The 19,271-nt window shown below is 61.6% G+C and carries 17 protein-coding genes; 13 read left to right on the top strand and 4 right to left on the bottom strand.

Features of this window, described 5'->3' with window-relative positions:
- Positions 1 to 97 precede the first annotated feature (97 nt).
- From FX982_RS14880 to ssuE, 9 genes are all read left to right on the top strand, one after another.
- Positions 98 to 1,099, top strand: coding sequence for a glycosyltransferase (locus tag FX982_RS14880; protein WP_172611435.1), 1,002 nt, complete (start codon positions 98 to 100; stop codon positions 1,097 to 1,099).
- Positions 1,096 to 2,349, top strand: coding sequence for a glycosyltransferase family 4 protein (locus tag FX982_RS14875; protein WP_172611434.1), 1,254 nt, complete (start codon positions 1,096 to 1,098; stop codon positions 2,347 to 2,349). Before FX982_RS14880 ends, FX982_RS14875 begins: the two co-directional genes overlap by 4 nt.
- 100 nt (positions 2,350 to 2,449) lie before the next feature.
- The gene (locus FX982_RS14870) at positions 2,450 to 3,772 is read left to right on the top strand and encodes a hypothetical protein (RefSeq protein ID WP_172611433.1); all 1,323 of its coding nucleotides are present in this window, start codon (positions 2,450 to 2,452) and stop codon (positions 3,770 to 3,772) included.
- Between the two features lie 123 nt (positions 3,773 to 3,895).
- The gene (locus FX982_RS14865; RefSeq protein ID WP_122537780.1) at positions 3,896 to 5,017 is read left to right on the top strand and encodes a glycosyltransferase family 4 protein; all 1,122 of its coding nucleotides are present in this window, start codon (positions 3,896 to 3,898) and stop codon (positions 5,015 to 5,017) included.
- A gap of 9 nt (positions 5,018 to 5,026) precedes the next feature.
- On the top strand, positions 5,027 to 6,067 hold the full coding sequence (locus FX982_RS14860; protein WP_122537779.1) for an acyltransferase family protein: 1,041 nt from the start codon (positions 5,027 to 5,029) through the stop codon (positions 6,065 to 6,067).
- Positions 6,068 to 6,162: 95 nt separating this feature from the next.
- Positions 6,163 to 7,386, top strand: coding sequence for a glycosyltransferase family 4 protein (locus FX982_RS14855; RefSeq protein WP_172611432.1), 1,224 nt, complete (start codon positions 6,163 to 6,165; stop codon positions 7,384 to 7,386).
- 13 nt (positions 7,387 to 7,399) lie between these two features.
- Entirely contained in the window at positions 7,400 to 8,812 is a 1,413-nt protein-coding gene (locus tag FX982_RS14850; RefSeq protein ID WP_172611431.1) for an undecaprenyl-phosphate glucose phosphotransferase, read from the top strand.
- A 164-nt stretch (positions 8,813 to 8,976) separates the two neighbouring features.
- On the top strand, positions 8,977 to 10,059 hold the full coding sequence (locus tag FX982_RS14845; RefSeq protein WP_122537776.1) for a polysaccharide biosynthesis/export family protein: 1,083 nt from the start codon (positions 8,977 to 8,979) through the stop codon (positions 10,057 to 10,059).
- 358 nt (positions 10,060 to 10,417) lie between these two features.
- Positions 10,418 to 10,999: an NADPH-dependent FMN reductase gene (gene ssuE, locus FX982_RS14840; RefSeq protein WP_172611430.1), complete on the top strand. Its 582-nt coding sequence runs from the start codon at positions 10,418 to 10,420 to the stop codon at positions 10,997 to 10,999.
- A 9-nt stretch (positions 11,000 to 11,008) separates the two neighbouring features.
- On the opposite strand, the gene FX982_RS14835 is transcribed toward ssuE, so the two are convergent.
- The 3 genes from FX982_RS14835 to FX982_RS14825 all read right to left on the bottom strand — a co-directional run bounded on the left by FX982_RS14835 (position 11,009) and on the right by FX982_RS14825 (position 14,074).
- Positions 11,009 to 11,284, bottom strand: coding sequence for a hypothetical protein (locus tag FX982_RS14835; protein WP_122537774.1), 276 nt, complete (start codon positions 11,282 to 11,284; stop codon positions 11,009 to 11,011).
- Between the two features lie 342 nt (positions 11,285 to 11,626).
- Entirely contained in the window at positions 11,627 to 12,997 is a 1,371-nt protein-coding gene (locus FX982_RS14830) for a GntT/GntP/DsdX family permease (protein ID WP_172611429.1), read from the bottom strand.
- Positions 12,998 to 13,150: 153 nt separating this feature from the next.
- On the bottom strand, positions 13,151 to 14,074 hold the full coding sequence (locus tag FX982_RS14825; protein ID WP_172611428.1) for a LysR family transcriptional regulator: 924 nt from the start codon (positions 14,072 to 14,074) through the stop codon (positions 13,151 to 13,153).
- A 130-nt stretch (positions 14,075 to 14,204) separates the two neighbouring features.
- On the opposite strand from FX982_RS14825, the gene FX982_RS14820 reads away from it, so the two are divergent.
- The 3 genes from FX982_RS14820 (at position 14,205) to FX982_RS14810 (ending at position 17,291) form a co-directional block, all read left to right on the top strand.
- Entirely contained in the window at positions 14,205 to 14,906 is a 702-nt protein-coding gene (locus FX982_RS14820; protein WP_172611427.1) for a CoA transferase subunit A, read from the top strand.
- 91 nt (positions 14,907 to 14,997) lie between these two features.
- Complete coding sequence (locus tag FX982_RS14815) at positions 14,998 to 15,654, top strand: CoA transferase subunit B (protein ID WP_172611426.1); 657 nt, start codon at positions 14,998 to 15,000, stop codon at positions 15,652 to 15,654.
- A gap of 218 nt (positions 15,655 to 15,872) precedes the next feature.
- Entirely contained in the window at positions 15,873 to 17,291 is a 1,419-nt protein-coding gene (locus FX982_RS14810; protein ID WP_065986241.1) for a short-chain fatty acid transporter, read from the top strand.
- Positions 17,292 to 17,444: 153 nt separating this feature from the next.
- On the opposite strand, the gene FX982_RS14805 is transcribed toward FX982_RS14810, so the two are convergent.
- Positions 17,445 to 18,149: a CTP synthase C-terminal region-related (seleno)protein gene (locus FX982_RS14805; protein WP_172611425.1), complete on the bottom strand. Its 705-nt coding sequence runs from the start codon at positions 18,147 to 18,149 to the stop codon at positions 17,445 to 17,447.
- 29 nt (positions 18,150 to 18,178) lie between these two features.
- Here FX982_RS14805 and FX982_RS14800 point away from each other — a divergent pair, with 29 nt between their 5' ends.
- Positions 18,179 to 19,117 carry a LysR family transcriptional regulator gene (locus FX982_RS14800; protein ID WP_172611424.1) on the top strand — a complete coding sequence of 313 codons (939 nt, stop codon included), beginning with the start codon at positions 18,179 to 18,181 and terminating at the stop codon, positions 19,115 to 19,117.
- Positions 19,118 to 19,271 lie beyond the last annotated feature (154 nt).

Genomic DNA, 19,271 nt, shown 5'->3' with positions numbered 1-19,271 from the left:
GTTGTCCGTGCTGATCCACACATTTTGACCCACACATCCTGATTCCCACGGGGCTGATGCTTTCAGCCTCTTGACCCCCCTTCGCCCGGAACTCGCCATGACCCAGAAAACCACGCTGGTGACGCTCACCTATGGTGATCGTTTCAACTACCTGCACACGCTGGTCAGCCGCTCGCTGGAAAGCCCGCTGATCGACCGTGTGATCATTGTCAGCAACGCATCCACCGCGCCGCTGGACACCCTGCGCCGCAACTGGCCGAACCAGGTCAGCGTGATCTACATGCATGAGAACACCGGTTCGGCGCGGGGCTATTCGGTGGGGATTCAGGCCGCGCTGGACGCCGGGGCCGAGCACATCTGGCTGATGGACGACGACAACGCGCCGACCATCAACGCCATTGCCACGCTGCATCAGGTGCTCGAAGAACGTAAACGCGTCGACGGCGAAGACAAGGCCGCCGTACTGGGCTTTCGTCCGACCCATCAGGCGGATATCGCCGCCGGCGTGCCGAATCGCTTCGCCATCCAGCGCCGTTCGAGCTTTTTCGGTTTTCACATCGCGCAGCTGCCGTACAAGGTCTGGCGTCGCCTGCCGTGGGGCGCGCCGCAAAGCCCCCATCGCAAACTGCCGATGGTGCAATTGCCATTCGCTACCTACGGCGGCCTGCTCGCCCATCGCAACCTGTATCGCCGCATCGGCCTGCCTCTGGATGCGTTGATGCTCTATGCCGACGACAGCGAATACACCTTTCGCATCACCGCCGGTGGCGGCCGGATCTTCCTGGTGCCGGATGCCTTGCTCGATGACCTGGAAAGCTCGTGGAACATCAAGGCGCGCACCAACAACATCTACGAGAGCTTCCTGCTGGGCGGCTCGGACTTGCGCGCCTACTACGGCGCGCGCAACCAGGCCTGGTTCGACAAGAACATCTGGGCCAATTCGTCGCTGCTGTACGGCCTCAACCGCTGGGTGTTCTTCCGCCTGCTGCGGCTGATCGCCAAGCGACGCGGTGCCGAGGAACGCCTGGGCCTGATCGAAAAAGCCATCCGTGACGGTGAGTCCGGGGTACTGGGTCTGAATCAGTCGTATCCATTATGAAAATACTGTTCATCAGCAGCCTGTATGCCCCTCACATTGGAGGCGGCGCGGAAATCATTCTTCAGCGTACCGTCGAAGGCCTGCAGCAGCGCGGCTGTGAAGTCAGCGTGCTAGTGACCGGCCCCGACGCAGGTTTGAGCGTTGAAGCGGTGAACGGCGTCAAGGTCTACCGCGCCGGCCTGCGTAACTTCTACTGGCATTTCGGTGCGCAGCGGCCTGGCCGTCTGGCGCGCCTGGGCTGGCATCTGCGCGACCGCTACAACGGCGCGATGCGCAGCTACGTTAAAAAGGTCATCGGCAACGCGCAGCCGCAACTGGTGGTCTGCCATAACCTGGCCGGCTGGTCGGTGTCGGTCTGGGACGAGATCACCGCTGCAAAGCTGCCGATCGTCCAGGTGCTGCATGACATGTACCTGATGTGCCCGAGCAGCAACATGTTCAAACGCGGCCAATGCTGCCAGCAGCAATGCGGCAGCTGCCAGACCTTTCGCAAGGGCCACGATGTTCGGTCAGCGCAGGTCGCGGCGGTGGTCGGGGTCAGTCGATTCATTCTTGAAAAGCTGCAGTTGCGCGGATATTTCAGCAACGCCAGCCCGTACGTCGTGCACAACGCCAGCCCGTTCACCCCGCCGACCGCCTCGCCCCATCAGCGGCGGCAAACGGATCTCGCAGTGAAAAAAGCGCCGTTGCGCTTCGGCTACATGGGCACGCTGTCCCATCAGAAAGGCGTGGCCTGGCTGATCGAGCAATTTCAGCGACTGCCCTTCGACGCCACGCTGCAGATCGCAGGACGTGGCCAGACGGATGACGAAGCCACGTTCAAGGCCCTGGCGAATTCGTCGAAGATCAGCTTCGTCGGTTATCAGACGCCTGAAACGTTCTACCGCCAGATCGATGTCGCCGTGGTGCCTTCGCTGTGGAACGAGCCGTTCGGCATGGTTGCCGTCGAAGCCTGCGCCCACTCGGTGCCGGTGATTGCCAGCCGCATGGGCGGTTTGCCTGAAATCATTCAGGACCCGCTAAACGGTTTGCTGTGCGACCCGCAGGATCCCGACTCACTGGGCCAGGCGATGTTGCGGTTGCACCAGAACCCGGAATTACTGGCGCGTCTGAGCGGTGAGGCGCGGGTCAGCGTGGCGTCGTTACTGAACCTGGAGCTGATGCTCGACAGTTACCAAAGTATTTTCGACCAGACGCTGCTGGACGATGTCGCCCAGCGCAACCGGCAGACACTGCCGCACCCCGTTTGAACACAGCGGCATGCCTGTACGCGATGCCGACATTACCGCCGACGGCCCGCGACCTACCTGAGCAAGCGCTCCGGACCGTGCCTCTTCATTGAGACAAGCCATGTTTATCCCTTACCTGCCCCGGTTACGACGACCCTCGGCGGTCCTGTTGCTAGGGTTGTTGATCAGCTGCATCACGCGGGCGGACGAAGCGTTCATCATCGGCGTGGACACGCACTTGATGAACAAGCCCGGCACCTCCGTCCGCGCGTTGCAACTGCTGAAAGCGGCGGGTGTCGACTCGGTGCGCGACGATGCCTATTGGTCCAGCGCCGAGCCCCGACGAGGGTCGTTGAAGATCGAGCCTTCGTGGCAGTCATTCCTGAGCGCCGCCCAGGAAAACCGTTTGCGACCGCTGTTGGTGCTGGGCTACGGCAACCCGTTTTACGAGAACTACGCCAAACCGCGAAAACCCTCGGTGCGCGATGCTTACGGCAACTACGCCAGCTTCGTCACCCGCCAGCTCACCGACAGCGTGGACTTCTACGAGATCTGGAACGAGTGGGACAAGGAAAACCCGGTCGACCCGGCGTTCGCCAGGGACTACAGCCTGCTCATCGAGCAAACGGCCAAGCGCATTCGCGCCAACCAACGGCCGATGGTGATTCTGGCCGGCGCCGTGACCAGTCAGGGCATGGACCTGGGATTCGCCGACCGGCTGGTGGAATCGGGGCTGCTGAACCATGTCGACGGGTTGTCGCTTCATCCGTATGTGTATTGCCGTTCGGATGAGCGCAATACCCCGGAAAACTGGATTGCCTGGCTGCGACGAATCAGCGAGGACCTGACGGACAGGAACCGCAACAAAGGCCCGGTGCCGCTGTACCTCACCGAGATGGGCTGGCCCAGCAACGACGGGCGTTGCGGCGGTGACGAGAAGACCCAGGCAGCGTTCCTGGCGCGCAGTTTCTTCCTTGCGCAGACGATGCCCAACATCAAGGGCATGTGGTGGAACGGCCTGCTCAACGACGGTCCCGACGGCACTGATCCTGAGCAGAACTTCGGCCTGCTCAATCAGGACCTGAGCATCAAACAGGCGTACCTGACGTTGAAGGCCATCAGCCCGACGCTGCATCAGTTCCGCTACGACGCTGAAAAGAGTCGCGAAATCGACTCGCAATACCTGCTGCGATTCGCCAAGGGGTCAGAGCAGATCATGGTCGCCTGGACCGCCGGGCTGCCGCGATCGATCAAGGTCGACGCCAGTAGTGTGCTGCGCGGCAACGTGCAATACATCGACACCCGCCAGCCACAACGGGGGCAGGTCGACAGCGGTATCCCGTGGAACTGCAACGACGGGCGTTGCTCGGCGCAAGTGCCGATTGATGACTTCCCGAAAATAATAAGCCTGGGCACACGCCCGGCACTGTTTGCCTTGCCCTGAATTCTGCCTTTTTTTTGGCCCGCCTTTCGAGCGCCCCTTCATTCAGGGTGCTGACGGCTCTTGACTGAGCGCGCTGAAGGCGCCTGCGCACGACCCCTTTATCTCTTCTACAGGTCGACCACAATGATTGTGATCAATGCACGTTTCCTGACCCAGGAATTGCGTGGCGTTCAACGCTTCGCCGAACAGATCTGCCTGGCCCTCAAGCAACTGCGCGACGACGTGGTGTTTGTGGCCCCCCACGGCATTCAGATGCACGAGAGCGCCAAAGCCCTCGACGTGCAATGCATCGGCAGTCACAGCGGCCACCTGTGGGAGCAACTGGACCTGCCGCTGTACCTGCGCCGTCAGGGCAACCCGCTGCTGATTTCGCTGTGCAGCACCGCGCCGCTGCTGTACGGCAATCAGATCGCGACCCACCACGACGTCACCTATGTGCGTCACCCGGAAAGCTACACGCGCACCTTTCGCCTGCTCTACCGGACCATGACGCCGATCATGCTGTCGCGGATCAAGTCGCTGCTGACGGTGAGCGCCTTCTCCAAGGGCGAGATCTCGCAGTTCTACAAATTCCCGGAGAAGAAAATTTTCGTGGTGCCCAATGCCGTGAGCGGTGCGTTTCAACCGGGGCCGCCCCTTAAAGAGCAACAGGATTACTTGCTGGCGGTGTCTTCGCCCAGCGCCCACAAGAATTTCAGCCGGATGATTCAGGCGTTCCTGCTGCTGCGCGGCCACGATGATCTGCAGCTGCGCATTGTCGGTGGCGCCAGCGGGATTTTCAGCGACGACAACCTGCAACGCCTGGCCAGTCGTGACCCGCGCATCCGCTTTCTGGGTCGCCTGAGCGATGACGAACTGATCAGCCAGTACCAGGGCGCAACGGCGTTTGTGTTTCCGTCGCTGTACGAAGGCTTCGGCATTCCGCCCCTGGAAGCACAGGCCTGTGGTTGCCCGGTGCTGGCGGCCAACGCGGCGTCGATCCCTGAAGTGCTGCAGGCCAGCGCGCTGTATTTCGACCCGCTGGACATTGAGCACATGGCCGCCGCCATGGAACGCATCCTGACGGACATGCCGCTGCGCCAGTCGCTGCGTCGGCGCGGACTGAACAACGTAGCGCGGTTTTCCTGGGAAGAGTCGGCACGCCAGGTTTCCCAACGCATCGACGCGCTGCTGAGTCCGGCCAGAGACCGGCGCAGCAGCCAGGGCAGCGATGCCCTGGGTCGCGAATCTTCCAGCAAGCTCTGAGGCATTGCCATGAAACGCCTTGCCTATCTCGACGCATTGCGCGGCATCGCCGCCTTGATGGTGGTTTTCACCCATTTGTATGCACCGGTCATTGGTCACGTCTGGGTGCTGGATTACCTGATCGACCCCGGCAAGTTGGGGGTGTTGTGGTTTTTCATGATCAGCGGCGTAGTGATTCCCTACAGCCTGAAGCCGGTCCCCGATGGCGCCCGGCGTTTTCTGATCTCACGCTTCATGCGCTTGTACCCGGCCTACTGGCTGTCACTGGTGCTGTTTGTGCTGATGCTTCAGTTGAGCGGCGCGCCGTTGCCGTCCTGGCCGCAGATCGTCGCGAACCTGACCATGGTGCAGGCGGCGCTGGGCTTCGACGACGTGGTCGGCCTGTACTGGACGCTGTTCATCGAACTGGTGTTCTACGGCCTGTGCCTGGCGTTGTTTATCGCCGGCAAGCTGTATGACCTGGCGTTCCGGGCGCGCTGTTCGCTGGTGTTTCTGCTCGCAGCGCTGGCGATGAGCGTGGCCCGCGCGCTGACTGAACACAAACTGCCGGTGGCCCTTCCGCTCGCGTTGTCGCTGATGTTCTTTGGCTCCGTGTGGCGCCAGTGGTTGCTGGCGGAACACAGCCCGGCGCTGACGCGGAACCTGAAAATGCTGTTCGTGGCCTTCGCCGTGCTGTTACCGCCGACGCTGATCATGGCTTACAGCAAGGACATGGGCACCGGCGAAACCTGGGGCCGTTACTGCTTCACCTACGCGGTGGCCATTGTCAGCTTCGTGCTGCTGACCCGCAGTGTGCGTCTGAACCACCCGGCGCTGGTCTGGCTGGGCGCAGTGAGTTACTCGCTGTACCTGCTGCACCCGTCGATGGGCATGCTCAGCGAATTCCTGCTGCGCGGCACCGACGCGCCGGGCCTGCTGGTGGCGATGGTCGCGACAGTGCTGACCCTGGGCGCTGCCCATCTGTGCTTCCGCTACATCGAACACCCTTTCATACAGCTCGGAAAACGCCTTAATAACCGCAACGCCGAGACGCAGCCTGTCAGCGTCTGATTTAGCGCCTGCGCACATGGATAGGCATGGGATGGCCCTCGCGAGCCTGGCTCGACGTATCGGGCGTCCCTCAGCCGTTAATGCAGAGAATTTCAATGAAGATTGCAATCGTCCACGACTGGTTGGTGACGTACGCCGGTGCCGAAAGGGTTTTGGCATCGCTGATCAAAATCTGGCCCGAGGCGGATCTGTTCTCCGTCATCGATTTCCTCAGCGACCAGGACCGCGCACAGCTGGGCGGCAAAGTCGCGAAGACCACGTTCATACAGCGCCTGCCCAAGGCCAAAACCAAATACCAGCGCTACCTGCCGCTGATGCCGATGGCCATCGAGCAACTGGACCTGTCCGGTTACGACCTGATCATCAGCAGCAGCCACGCGGTGGCCAAAGGCGTCCTGTGCGGCCCGGACCAGTTGCACGTCAGCTACGTGCACTCGCCGATCCGCTACGCCTGGGACCTGCAGCATCAGTACCTCAAAGAGGCGAACCTGAGCACAGGCCTGAAAGGCAAAGTGGCGCGGATGATCCTGCACTACATGCGCATGTGGGATCAGCGCACGGCCGCAGGCGTCGATGACTTCATCGCCAACTCGCACTTCATTGGCGCGCGCATCACCAAGGCCTACCGCCGTGAATCCACGGTGATCTACCCGCCGGTGGACACCCGGGGTTTCGCCCTGCAGGAAGAGAAGCAGGATTACTACTTCACCGCCTCGCGCATGGTGCCGTACAAGCGCATGCCGATGATCATCGAAGCCTTCGCGGCCATGCCGGGCAAGCGTCTGGTGGTGATCGGCGACGGTCCGGAAATGGAAAAGGCCAAGGCCGCTGCGGTCAACGCGCCGAACGTCACCCTGCTGGGTTATCAACCGTTTGCGGTGTTGCAGGAACACATGAGCAACGCCAAGGCGTTCGTGTTTGCCGCCGAAGAAGATTTCGGCATCAGCCCGGTGGAGGCCCAGGCCTGCGGCACGCCGGTCATCGCGTTCGCCAAGGGTGGCGTGGTGGAAACGGTTTGCGGGCTGGATCATCCGCAGCCGACCGGGGTGCTCTACCCGGAGCAAAGCGTGGCGTCGCTGATGGCCGCCATCGAGACGTTCGAGATCAACGGTTCACGCATCACCGCACAAGCCTGCCGGACCAACGCCGAACGCTTCAGCGAAGCCCGCTTCGAACTGGAAATGCGCCAGTTCGTCGAGACCCGCCTGAGTGCAGCTCGTCAAAGCCGCCAGCCTGCGCACATCCGGCCGGTCCAGACCGCGCCGACACTGGTCAGCAACGACCTTTCCGCCCGCGTTGTTCCGATCAAATCCGTCTGAGCGAGCCCAGCCTATGCGCACTCCATTAAGGGGCATTCTGCATGCCCATTCATCGTCGCTGTCCGTCGCTCACCGGTTGCTCGATCTGGCGGTCATCGCGGTCGGCGGTTACGGCGTCAACCTGCTCACCGGTATGCCGATGAGCAGCGAAGCCTGGATGCAGATTCTGCTGGCGGCGGTGGCCTTTCACTGGCTGGCCGAATACCACCAGTTGTACGGCTCGTGGCGTGGCGAGCGCATTGCGCGCGAGCTGCTGAAGGTCGCCAATTACTGGGGCCTGGCCTTCGTGCTGCTGCTGTTCGTCGACTACCTGCTGTTGCAGCCCGACGATCTGGCGGACAACAGCCAGATGGCCTGGTTTGCCGTCGTGCTGGTGGCATTGTGTGGCTATCGCCTGGCGATCCGCAGCGTGCTGCACACCTTGCGCGCCCAGGGTTTCAACACCCGCCGCGTGGCGATTGTCGGCACCGGCCATTGCGGCGAACGCCTGGCAATGTCCATCGAACGCGCGCCGTGGATGGGCCTGAACCTGCTGGGTTTCTATGACGAAGCGCCGCAGCAGATCGACCTGGCGCGCATCGGCCGACGCATTTCGGTGCTGGGCGATCTGGATCAACTGATCCAGGACGCCCGCGACGGCAAGATCGACAAGGTGTACATCACCCTCGAACTGGGCGCGCAGGCGCGTCTGCAGGAGTTGATCAAAGGCTTGAGCGACACCACCGCGTCGGTCTACGTGATCCCCGACGTGTTCATGTTCGAGTTGCTGCACGCCCGCAGCGAGAGCATCAACGGTTTGCCGAGCATCAGCATTTTCGACTCGCCAATGGATGGCGCGTGGAGCGTGGTCAAGCGTCTGGAAGACATCGTGCTGTCGAGCCTCATTCTGACGATGATCGCCCTGCCGCTGATGCTGATCGCTCTGGCGATCAAGCTCACCTCGCCAGGCCCGGTGCTGTTCCGTCAACGCCGTTATGGGCTGGACGGTCGGCCGATCATGGTCTGGAAATTCCGCAGCATGAGCGTGCAGGAAAACGGCGCCGTGGTGACCCAGGCCACGCGCAACGACAGCCGCATCACGCCGCTGGGCGCTTTCCTGCGTCGCACTTCGCTGGACGAGCTGCCGCAGTTCTTCAATGTGCTGCTCGGCGATATGTCCGTCGTCGGCCCGCGCCCCCATGCCGTGGCGCACAACGAGCAATACCGCAAGCAGGTGTCGGGCTACATGCTGCGGCACAAGGTCAAGCCGGGCATCACCGGCTGGGCACAGATCAACGGCTGGCGTGGCGAAACAGACACGCTGGACAAGATGCAGAAACGCGTTGAATTCGACCTGCAGTACATCGAGCACTGGTCGGTCTGGCTGGACTTGAAAATCATCCTGCTGACGCTCTTCAAAGGCTTCGTCAACAAGAACGCCTTTTAAAAAAAATCTGCCAATTACAACAAACATGGCCAAGGGCTAGTAAGCTCGGCGGGAGGTGCACGGGTGCATGAGCGAATGTGATCCGATGTTCGGTGTAAGTAAGGGATGCAAAGAAATCACTGCGGTGCCAGTACGCACCTATTAGGATTAGAAGGAACATTCATATGAAAGTAACGTTAGCGGTCGTGCTGCTTTCCAGTCTGGTGTTGCAAGGCTGCGCATTCGCCCCCGGTCAGTACATGTCTTACAGCGATGTCACCGACAAAGACCCCGACGGTCCCGAGGTCACGCTGATCAACATCACCCCCGCCACGCTTGCGCAGCAGCAGAAAACCGCGGACGCAGCGGCCAAACCGCTGCCACCAGAATTGCTGAGCTACAAGACGCCTGAATACGTCGTAGGCCCCGGCGACGCCTTGCTGGTGACCGTGTTCGAACACCCTGAACTGACCGCGCCGGGCTCCCAGGAACAACTGGATGCCAACAGCCGCGAAGTGCTGAACGACGGTACCGTGTTCTTCCCGTACGTGGGCCGTATCCAGGCCGCCGGCAAGACCGTTTCACAGATCCGCGACCAACTGCGCATGGGTCTGGCACCGCAGTACACCGAAGTGAAAGTCGACGTCAAAGTGCTGCGTTACAACAGCCAGCGCGTTCTGCTCTCGGGTGCCTTCAAATCGGCGGGCCCGCAACCGATCACCAACATTCCGCTGAGCCTGGTTCAGGCCATCAGCCAGGCCGGTCTTGATTCGACCGACGCCAACCTTGCCGGTCTGACCCTGCGTCGCGACGGCAAGGATTACGTGATCGACGTTGACTCGCTGAACCGCAAGGATTCGCAGATCAGCAAGATCTTCCTGAAGGACGGCGATTACCTGCACCTCAACAGCAACTCGAAGAACAAGATCTACGTACTGGGCGAAGTTCAGCGCCCACAGGTGATCTCGTTCAGCACCACCAGCGTGACGTTGCTGGAAGCCCTCGGCACCTCCGGCGGCCTGAGCCCCGATGCGGCAGATGGCGACGCGGTGTATGTGATTCGTGCACAGGATGCCACCCACGGTGCGACGGTTTTTCACCTGGCGGCGAAGAAGCCGACCAGTTATGCGCTGGCGAAAGGCTTCGAGCTGGCGGCTCAGGACGTGGTGTTTGTCGGCCCGGCCAACATCACTCGCTGGAGCCGTTACGTGAGCCAGTTGCTGGGCTCGAACAACATCATCCAGACGGGTGCGATGTTCAGGAATTGATAGGGCAGGCAGCTTCAAGCGGCAAGTGTGAAGCTTCAAGCTGACAGCAGAGCAACAGAGAAATCCCCGCAGTGGTCCGACTGCGGGGATTTTTTTTGGGCTTGATTTGATGAGGGCAAGTGTCGCTGGGGAAACAGTGGATCAACAGTCGCTTGCGCCTGGATCAACAGTTTGGGGTGGTTGGCAGGATTGCAGCTGTGGGTGCTCGCTGGATTGACGGGGGCGGCGGGCGATGGAGAGCGCTGGCACGCATGCTGCTTCAGTCCTGGCAAAGGGTCTTCACGCCCATTACTTTCGCGTTGAACGCGGCCTGCTCGGTGCCTTGCACCTCGGGTGACTGACCCTAAGGAAACAACCCATGTTAGTAGTCTCGATTTCAGGTAGCCCGTCCACCCGATCGCGCTCGGGCGTAGTGCTGCAACATGCCGCGCACTGGCTCAAGGACCGTGGCGTGGACGTGAACGGTGTGCGCATTCAGGATTTTGCTGCCGAGGATCTGCTCTACGCAAAATTCGACAGCCCGCAGGTCGTGGCTTTCATCGAAGCGGTGGCGAAGGCCGACGGCTTGCTGATCGGCACGCCAGTGTACAAGGCGTCGTTTTCGGGGGCGCTGAAGACGTTGCTCGACCTGCTGCCGGAGCGTTCGCTGCACGGCAAAGTGGTTTTACCGATCGCCACGGGCGGGAGCATCGCCCACATGCTGGCGGTGGACTACGCACTTAAACCGGTGCTGTCCGCGCTGAAATGCCAGGAAGTGCTGCATGGCGTGTTCGCCATCGACAGCCAGATCAGCTACGGCGAAAACGCGTTGGGCGGTGAGTTGGATGAACTGCTGACCCAGCGTCTGCATGACGGTCTGGATCACTTCTTACTGGGCCTGCAACACCGGACCCAGGCGCGTCACAAGGAAGCGGGCGGGCATTTGAAGCTGGCGTTGTAAGCCTTCGACTTAACCCTGACGTGCTTTCGAAGGGAGGCTGACTTCGGCGTTCACTTCGCCACGGTTATCGAACTCGTGGGCGCGTTGCAGCTGTGGCTGTTCCATCAGTTGGGCTTTGCGGGCCTGAAATTCGTCGTAGGACAAGCCGCGACGGTTAAGGTCTTCGAGGGCCAACTGGTGGGTTTCCTCTGCGCTATAGGGGCGCAGTTCAGGATGATTGCCAGCGGCACAACCGGCGAGAACGGAGGCGGAGAGTAACAGGGAGAGGGCAAGAAGACGGTTCATTGGGAGCCTCCATTCGGCTCGTTTCTGGAATGAAGCCAAGGCTACGCGCCGGGCCTTTCCAGCAGAAATCAGTCGTCTTGATAGTGGCTATCGGGTTTGGCGCGTATGCGGGGTTGCCCCGGCGCATCTGCCTGCATAGAACCTGCGGGCTCTGATCATAATCACACCGAAGATGTATCTGACGGCGCAGATCCTGTGGGAGCGAGCTTGCTCGCGCATGCATTCTGCCTGCGACGAATCAATCGCCTGACACGCCACCTTCGCGAGCAAGCTCGCTCCCACATCTACAGTGTTCGCACGACGGGGATCCCCCCCATGGATCTGCGTGAGACCGGAAGATCGTCAGACCAGGAAATGCCACAACAGCGACGTACCGATCAGCCCCACCACCGAGACAATCGTCTGCAGCACCGACCACACCCAGATGGTCTGCTTCAGTTGCAGGCCGAAATACTCGCGGACCATCCAGAACCCGGCGTCGTTGACGTGGCAGAAGAACACCGAGCCTGCGCCGATCACCAGCGCCACCAGTGACGCTTCAACCGGCGCCAGCCCGGCCATCATCGGCGCGAGAATGCCCGCCGTGGTGGTAGTAGCAACGGTGGCCGAGCCGGTCGCCTGCCGCAGCGCGACCGCAATCAACCACGCCAGCAGCAGATACGGCATGTGCGCGCCTTCGGCCACTTTACTGATGGTCTGGCTGACACCGGCGTCCAGCAGCGTTTGCTTCAAGCCGCCGCCGGCGCCGATGGTCAACAGCAGCACGGCAATCGGCGCCAGGCTTTTACGCAGCGTGCCGCCCACGTGCTCGCGGGAAATGCCGTTGGCCCAGCCCAGACACACTGTCGCGGCCAGCACCGCAATGCCCAGCGCCACCAGCGGTTCACCGAGGAATTTCAGGGTCAGCGCGATGTTGCTTTCCGGCTCCATGGCGATTTTCGCCAGGGTGCTGCCGAGCATCAGGATCACCGGCAGCAGAATGATCAGCAATGAGATGCCGAAACTCGGCTGGCGCATGGCACTGGGTTTGGCCGAGAACAGTTCGCCCAGCTCCGCCGGCTCCTCAATGTGCATGCGCTTTGACAGCCAGTTGCCGTACAGCGGACCGGCCAGAATCACCGCCGGCACTGCCACGCAGAAACCCAGCAACATGGTCAGGCCGAGATCGGCGTGTAACGCGCTGACAGCGATCAGCGGCCCAGGGTGCGGCGGCATCAGGGCGTGCAGCGTGGTCATGCCGGCCAACGCCGGAATCGCGATTTTCAGCAGCGGCTGATTCGACTGGCGGGCCATGACGAAGATGATCGGCACCATCATCACCAGACCCACTTCGAAGAACAGCGGCAGGCCGATGACCATGGCCACCAGGGCCATGACCCACGGCAGCGCCTTGCCCTTGCCCAGCCCCAGCAGCGTCGACGCGATGCGGTCCGCCGCGCCCGACTCGGCCATCAGCGCACCAAGCATGGCGCCCAGGGCAATGATGATCCCGGCCTCACCGAGAATCCCGCCCGCGCCCTTGCTGAACGCCTTCGCCACTGCCTCCGCTGGCAACCCCGCGCCTATGCCTGCGATGAATGTACCCACCAGAATCGACAGAAACGGCGGAAGTTTGGTAGCGCTGATCAGCACGATGATGGTGGCAATGGCGATCAGGCAGCAGATGATCAGACGAGTGTCATGAAACACCCAGGCAGCAGACGACAGATCCAACGCGGAACCCCTTATCGTTCGGTTTTTATTTCAGGAAGGTTTGAAACAATATGTTTCAACCGGCCGAACCATACCGGATGCGGCATTGCGTCGCAGTTAAATTTTTCACAGGATCTGGCCGTTTCGCCACCGGTCCCTACTTGAAACGCGGCATCATCCTGTGGGTGCGAGCTTGCTCGCGAAGGCCGCATTTGAGTCACGCGCGCATTCGATCAGAACCTCGCGTAACCCCTGAGCGGCTGCCGACAACTGGTGGTCCGCCTGGGTCATCAAGCCAATACGACGCTCGATGCGCGGGCCTTCCAATGCGATGCAGCGGGCGCCGAGTTCTTCCATCTGCGCGATGCACAGCGACGGCACCGCGCTGACGCCCAGGCCATTGGCGACCATGCGTCCGACCGTCGACAGCTGATGGCTTTCAAACGCCACCGAGAGTTTGCCGTGCTGGCTTTGCAGGTCCTGCTCCAGCAGCAAGCGCACGGCGGACGGGCGTTGCAGGGTGATGAAGTCGTGACGCAGCAGCTCGTCCCAACTCATTTCGCGGCGTTCGGCCAGTGGCGAATCCTTCGGCACCACCGCTACAAAACGATCCATGTAAAACGGCGTGAAGATCAGGTTGTTGCCCGCTTCGGGCTCAAAGCCGATGCCCAGCTCGACGCGCCTATGCCCGACCATTTCCACCACCTGCTCGTTGATCACGTCGTGCACCGCGACGTTTACCCGAGGGTAGCGCTCGCGAAAAATCTTCAGCGCGATCGGCAGCGAATTGCCCGCGTAGGACGGCATGGCGGCCACCGACACTTTGCCCATCTGCAGGGTGAAACGCTGTCGCAGCAGCTCTTCGGTGTTGTCCCAGTCGGCGAGCAACTGCCGGGCCAGCGGCAGCAAGGCCTCGCCCTCGGGCGTCAGGCTGACATTGCGCGTGGTACGGGTCAGCAACTGCCCGCCCAGGTCTTCCTCCAGCGCCTTAATGGTCAGGCTTAATGCTGGTTGCGACACATGCAGCCGTTCGCCGGCCTGAGCGAAACTCAAGCACTGCGCCACTGCCAGAAACGCGCGAAGCTGTTTCACGTTCATATATTTGGATTACTTATCAATCGAATAAAAAAACAAAATTAACAAATCAGTGCACGCGAGAGAAGATGCGGCCAACGCTCTCCGATGCTTACATTGTCGGACACAACTACAAATAAGGCGGGATCTCACCATGGCTGGACTCGACAAACGCGTGGCAACCTACGCTGAAGCCCTCGCCGGGCTGACTGACAACATGACGGTGCTCTCCGGCGGCTTCGGACTCTGCGGCATTCCCGAAAACCTCATCGCCGAAATCAAGCGCATGGGCGTGAAAGGCCTGACGGTGGTTTCCAACAACTGCGGCGTCGACGGATTTGGCCTCGGCATCCTTCTGGAAGACCGGCAGATTTGCAAAATGGTCGCGTCCTACGTGGGCGAAAACGCCCTGTTCGAGCGCCAGTTGCTCAGCGGCGAGCTGGAAGTCGAGCTCACCCCCCAAGGTACCCTGGCGGAAAAAATGCGCGCAGGCGGCGCCGGCATTCCTGCGTTCTACACCGCCACCGGCTACGGCACCCCCGTTGCGGAAGGCAAGGAAACCCGCCAGTTCAATGGCCGCAACGTGATCTTGGAAGAAGCCATCACCGGCGACTTCGCTATCGTCAAAGGCTGGAAGGCCGACCACTTCGGTAACGTGGTCTACCGTCACACCGCACAGAACTTCAATCCGGTCGTGGCCACCGCCGGCAAGATCACCGTGGTGGAAGTCGAAGAAATCGTCGAGCCCGGCGTGCTGCTGCCCACCGAGATCCACACCCCCGGCATCTATGTCGATCGCGTGATCCTGGGCACGTTCGAGAAGCGCATCGAGCAGCGAACCGTCAGAAAAGCCTGACGTCAGCGTCGTACTCGAACCGATTTCCCCCTTTGTATCTCCGGCGCCGGGGCTTCCCACGGACCGGACAGAATAAAAGAGACCCAAGACCATGGCACTCTCCCGCGAACAAATGGCAAAGCGCGTCGCGCGCGAACTGCAAGACGGCTTCTACGTGAACCTGGGCATCGGCATTCCCACCCTGGTCGCCAACTACGTCCCGGACGGCATCGACGTGATGCTGCAATCGGAAAACGGCCTGCTCGGTATGGGCGCCTTCCCGACTGAAGAGACTATCGACGCCGACATGATCAACGCCGGCAAACAAACCGTGACCGCGCGCAAGGGCGCGTCGATTTTCTCATCCGCCGAGTCCTTCGCCATGATCCGTGGCGGCCACGTCGACCTGACCGTGCTCGGCGCCTTCGAAGTGGACGTCGAAGGCAACATTGCCTCGTGGATGATCCCCGGCAAGCTGGTCAAGGGCATGGGTGGCGCGATGGACCTGGTGGCCGGCGCCGAGAACATCATTGTCACCATGACCCATGCGTCCAAGGACGGCGATTCCAAGCTGCTGTCGCGCTGCAGCCTGCCGTTGACCGGCGCCGGCTGCATCAAGAAAGTGCTGACCGATCTCGCCTACCTGGAGATCGAAAACGGCGCTTTCGTGCTGCGCGAAACCGCACCGGGCGTGACCGTCGACGAAATCATCGCCAAGACTGCCGGCAAACTGATCGTGCCGGATGACGTGGTGGAAATGACGTTCTGATCAGCCCGGCAATGGCGCGGTTCTGCAGGATCCGCGTCATGCCCCACGTTGCCGCCACGGCTTAAGCGTTTGCCACACCCGCACCTTTCGTCAGACCACCCTGCCCCTTCAGCGATGAAGGGGCTTTGCTGTATCTGAAGCGGTGCTTTTCGCGTCACCGTCAACACTTGAAACCGCCGTCCAAAAAACCTGAACAATAACTAAAAGAGGTAACACACGTGGCCGCCGACATCGAAGAAAGCCGCTCCGCCCGCTTTGCCCTGCGTTGCGCCAAATGGGCGGAACGCTGGTTCCCGGACTCGTGGGTATTCGCCGCCCTGGCCGTGGTCATCGTCACCCTCGCCACGCTGGTCATCGGCGCCAAACCCGCCGACACCGCCAAAGCCTTCGGCGACGGCTTCTGGAGCCTGATCCCGTTCACCATGCAAATGGCCTTCGTGGTCATCGGCGGCTATGTCGTCGCCAGTTCGCCGCCGGCGGTCAAGCTGATCGACCGCCTGGCCCGCCTCCCGAAAAACGGCCGTTCGGCCGTGGCCTGGGTCGCGCTGATCAGCATGGTGGCGTCGCTGCTCAACTGGGGCTTGTCGCTGGTCTTCGGCGGCTTGCTGGTGCGTGCCCTCGCCCGGCGTACCGATCTGAAAATGGACTACCGCGCCGCCGGTGCCGCCGCTTATCTGGGCCTGGGCGCGGTGTGGGCCTTGGGCCTGTCGTCGTCCGCCGCGCAGTTGCAAGCCAACCCCGCGAGCCTGCCGCCGTCGATTCTGGCGATCACCGGGGTGATTCCGTTCACCCAGACGATCTTCCTCTGGCAGTCCGGCGTGATGCTGCTGGCCTTGGTGGTGGTCTCGATCATCGTCGCCTACGCCACGGCGCCCGGTCCGGCCAACGCCCGCGATGCCAAGGAGTGCGGGATTGACCCGAGCTTCAGCCTGCCACCGTTGCCGCCGCGCACCCGCCCGGGGGAATGGCTGGAGTACAGCCCGCTGCTGATCATTCTGATGGTCGCGCTGGCGTCCGGCTGGTTGTACAACGAATTCAGCACCAAGCCGGCGATTACCGCGATTTCCGGCCTGAACACCTATAACTTCCTGTTCATCATGGTCGGCGCGCTGTTGCACTGGCGTCCGCGCAGTTTCCTCGACGCCGTGGCTCGCGCCGTGCCGACCACCACCGGCGTGCTGATCCAGTTTCCGTTGTACGGCTCGATCGCCGCGCTGCTGACCACGGTCAAGGGCGGCGATGCGCAAACCGTCGCGCACCACATCTCGACGTTCTTCACCAGCATCGCGTCCCATGACACCTATGCGCTGCTGATGGGTGTGTACTCGGCGATTTTGGGGTTCTTCATTCCGTCCGGCGGCGGCAAATGGATCATCGAAGCGCCGTACGTGATGCAGGTCGCCAACGATCTCAAATACCACCTCGGCTGGGCGGTGCAGATCTACAACGCCGCCGAAGCCCTGCCGAACCTGATCAACCCCTTCTACATGCTGCCGCTGCTGGGCGTGCTCGGCCTGAAAGCGCGGGATTTGATCGGTTTCTCGTTCGTGCAGTTACTGGTGCACACGCCGCTGGTGTTGTTTCTGCTGTGGGTGCTGGGCACGACGTTGGCGTACATCCCGCCGGTCATGCCTTGATTGGATAAGTAGGACCGGCTTTAGCCGGGAAGACGTTAATGGTCACACCATGAGACTGATGGTGCCGACACCGGCCCCTTCCCGGCTGAAGCCGGTCCCACTCACAGGGCCTTCGCGAGCAAGCTCGCTCCCACAGGAACGGCGTTTACGGCGTTAGATTGCCGCGCAGGCCAGGACAAACGCTTTCACCAGTGGCGGGGTGCTGCCCTCCAGCGCGGCGCGTTCCGGTTGAAACAACGTCGCGACGAAGAACGGATGACCGTCGAGCTCCATCGCGCGGACCTCGTCGTCTTCGTCATAGCCCGACACTTTAAGCGGGCCGGCAAACACGTCGGCCTCCAGTTCCTTGCGCAAACCATAGCGGCAGCGGTAGCGCTCCTGCGTTTCCAGCGCGTCGTAAGCGGCGGCAACCCGCGAACCCGGCCGCAGACGGATCGGCGCGAAGGCTTCGACCAGCGAGCAACTCAAGGGCGTGATGATGGCGTTCTCCGATTCCGGCGCAGTCTCGGCGTGCTCGGCATCGGCCCAACCCAGATAATTGCGCGCGTACTCCAGCAACGCATGCTGAAAGCCGCCGCATGTGCCGAGGAAGGGAACCTGCCGCTCGCGGGCGAAACGAATTGCCGTCAGCGCGCCGTCCATGTTGCGGTAGGGGCTGGCCGGCACACACCAGATGCCATCGAACGCCTGCAAGCCCACACCATCCCCGATCTCCGTCGTCGGCACCCACGTTGCCTGAACGTTGAGCCCGGTTTCGCTCGCCACCCTGTCCAGCGCCACCGGTATCGCCTGATGCGCTGGCACACTCGGTTCGTAGTCACCTACCAACGCGATCTGGATTTTTTGCCCTTGAGTCATGTGTGCTCCCTGATATCAAAACGCTTTGCATGAGGTCCGGGGGCGACTATAAGCTTGTCGTTCTGCAATCAGAATTGGCGTCCAGGCAAGTGATCAATGCAGCCGCGCACTATCGAATCAATCATGCCGACCTCACCCTCATCCTCGCGCTGGTGCGTGGGCGGACGCTGGCCAAGGCCGCTGAGCTGCTGAAGGTCGATGTCTCGACGGTATTCCGCGCAGTGCGTCGGATGGAGAAAGCGGTGGGCACGGCGCTCTTCGACAAGAGCCGCGCGGGGTATGTGCCGACCAGCGCAGCCCTGGCGCTCGCCCAGCAGGCCGAAAGCGCCGAGAACGCCCTGGCGCTGGCGCAATTGAGTCTTGAGCAGGGCCGACAGGTTGTCAGTGGCACCGTGCGGCTGACCTGCACGGAAGCCGTATTGCAAAGCCTGCTGCTCCCCGCCTTGAGCCGTTTCATGCCGGATTACCCGGGCCTGCGTCTGGAGCTGAACACCTCCAGCACCTTCGCCAACCTGAGCCGCCGCGACGCCGACATTGCGCTACGGCTGACCAACACACCGCCTGAGCATCTGGTTGGCACTCGACTGGGCACGGTTGCGTATCGGATCTGTTCGAGCGCGGCCTACGCGGGACGCATCGGTGATCTGGCCCTCGACGACATGGCCTGGATCGCCCCCGACGATTTCCTCCCTGATCACCCGACCGTGATGTGGCGGCGGCAGCAGCTGCCCGGCGTGAACCTCGCCTACCGCTGCAGCTCCATGCTGGCCGTGGCCCAACTGGTGCGCGCAGGCATGGGCGTAGCAGCCCTGCCGGATTTCATGCTGAAGGACAGCGAGGTTCAGCCCATCAGCGAAGCAATCGAAGGGCATGACACCGGGCTGTGGCTGCTGACGCGGCCGGATTGCCGGGCGCTACGCTCGGTGTCGGCGTTGTTCAGCGAACTGACCAGGGCGATTGAGCTGTAAAAAGTGTCTCGCGCCTGCGAAACAAAAACCTGTGAGAGTGAGCTTGCTCACGAAGGGGCCGGTACATCTGCTAAATCACTGGCGGATGGAAGGCAGCCTTCGCGAGCAAGCTCTCTCCCACAAGGGCCGCGTTCGCTGAAGATAGATGTGGAGT

The organism is Pseudomonas graminis (assembly GCF_013201545.1).
Taxonomy (GTDB): domain Bacteria; phylum Pseudomonadota; class Gammaproteobacteria; order Pseudomonadales; family Pseudomonadaceae; genus Aquipseudomonas.
The sequence above is the reverse complement of the archived record's forward strand: the minus strand, read 5'-3'. Positions and strand labels throughout refer to the sequence as shown.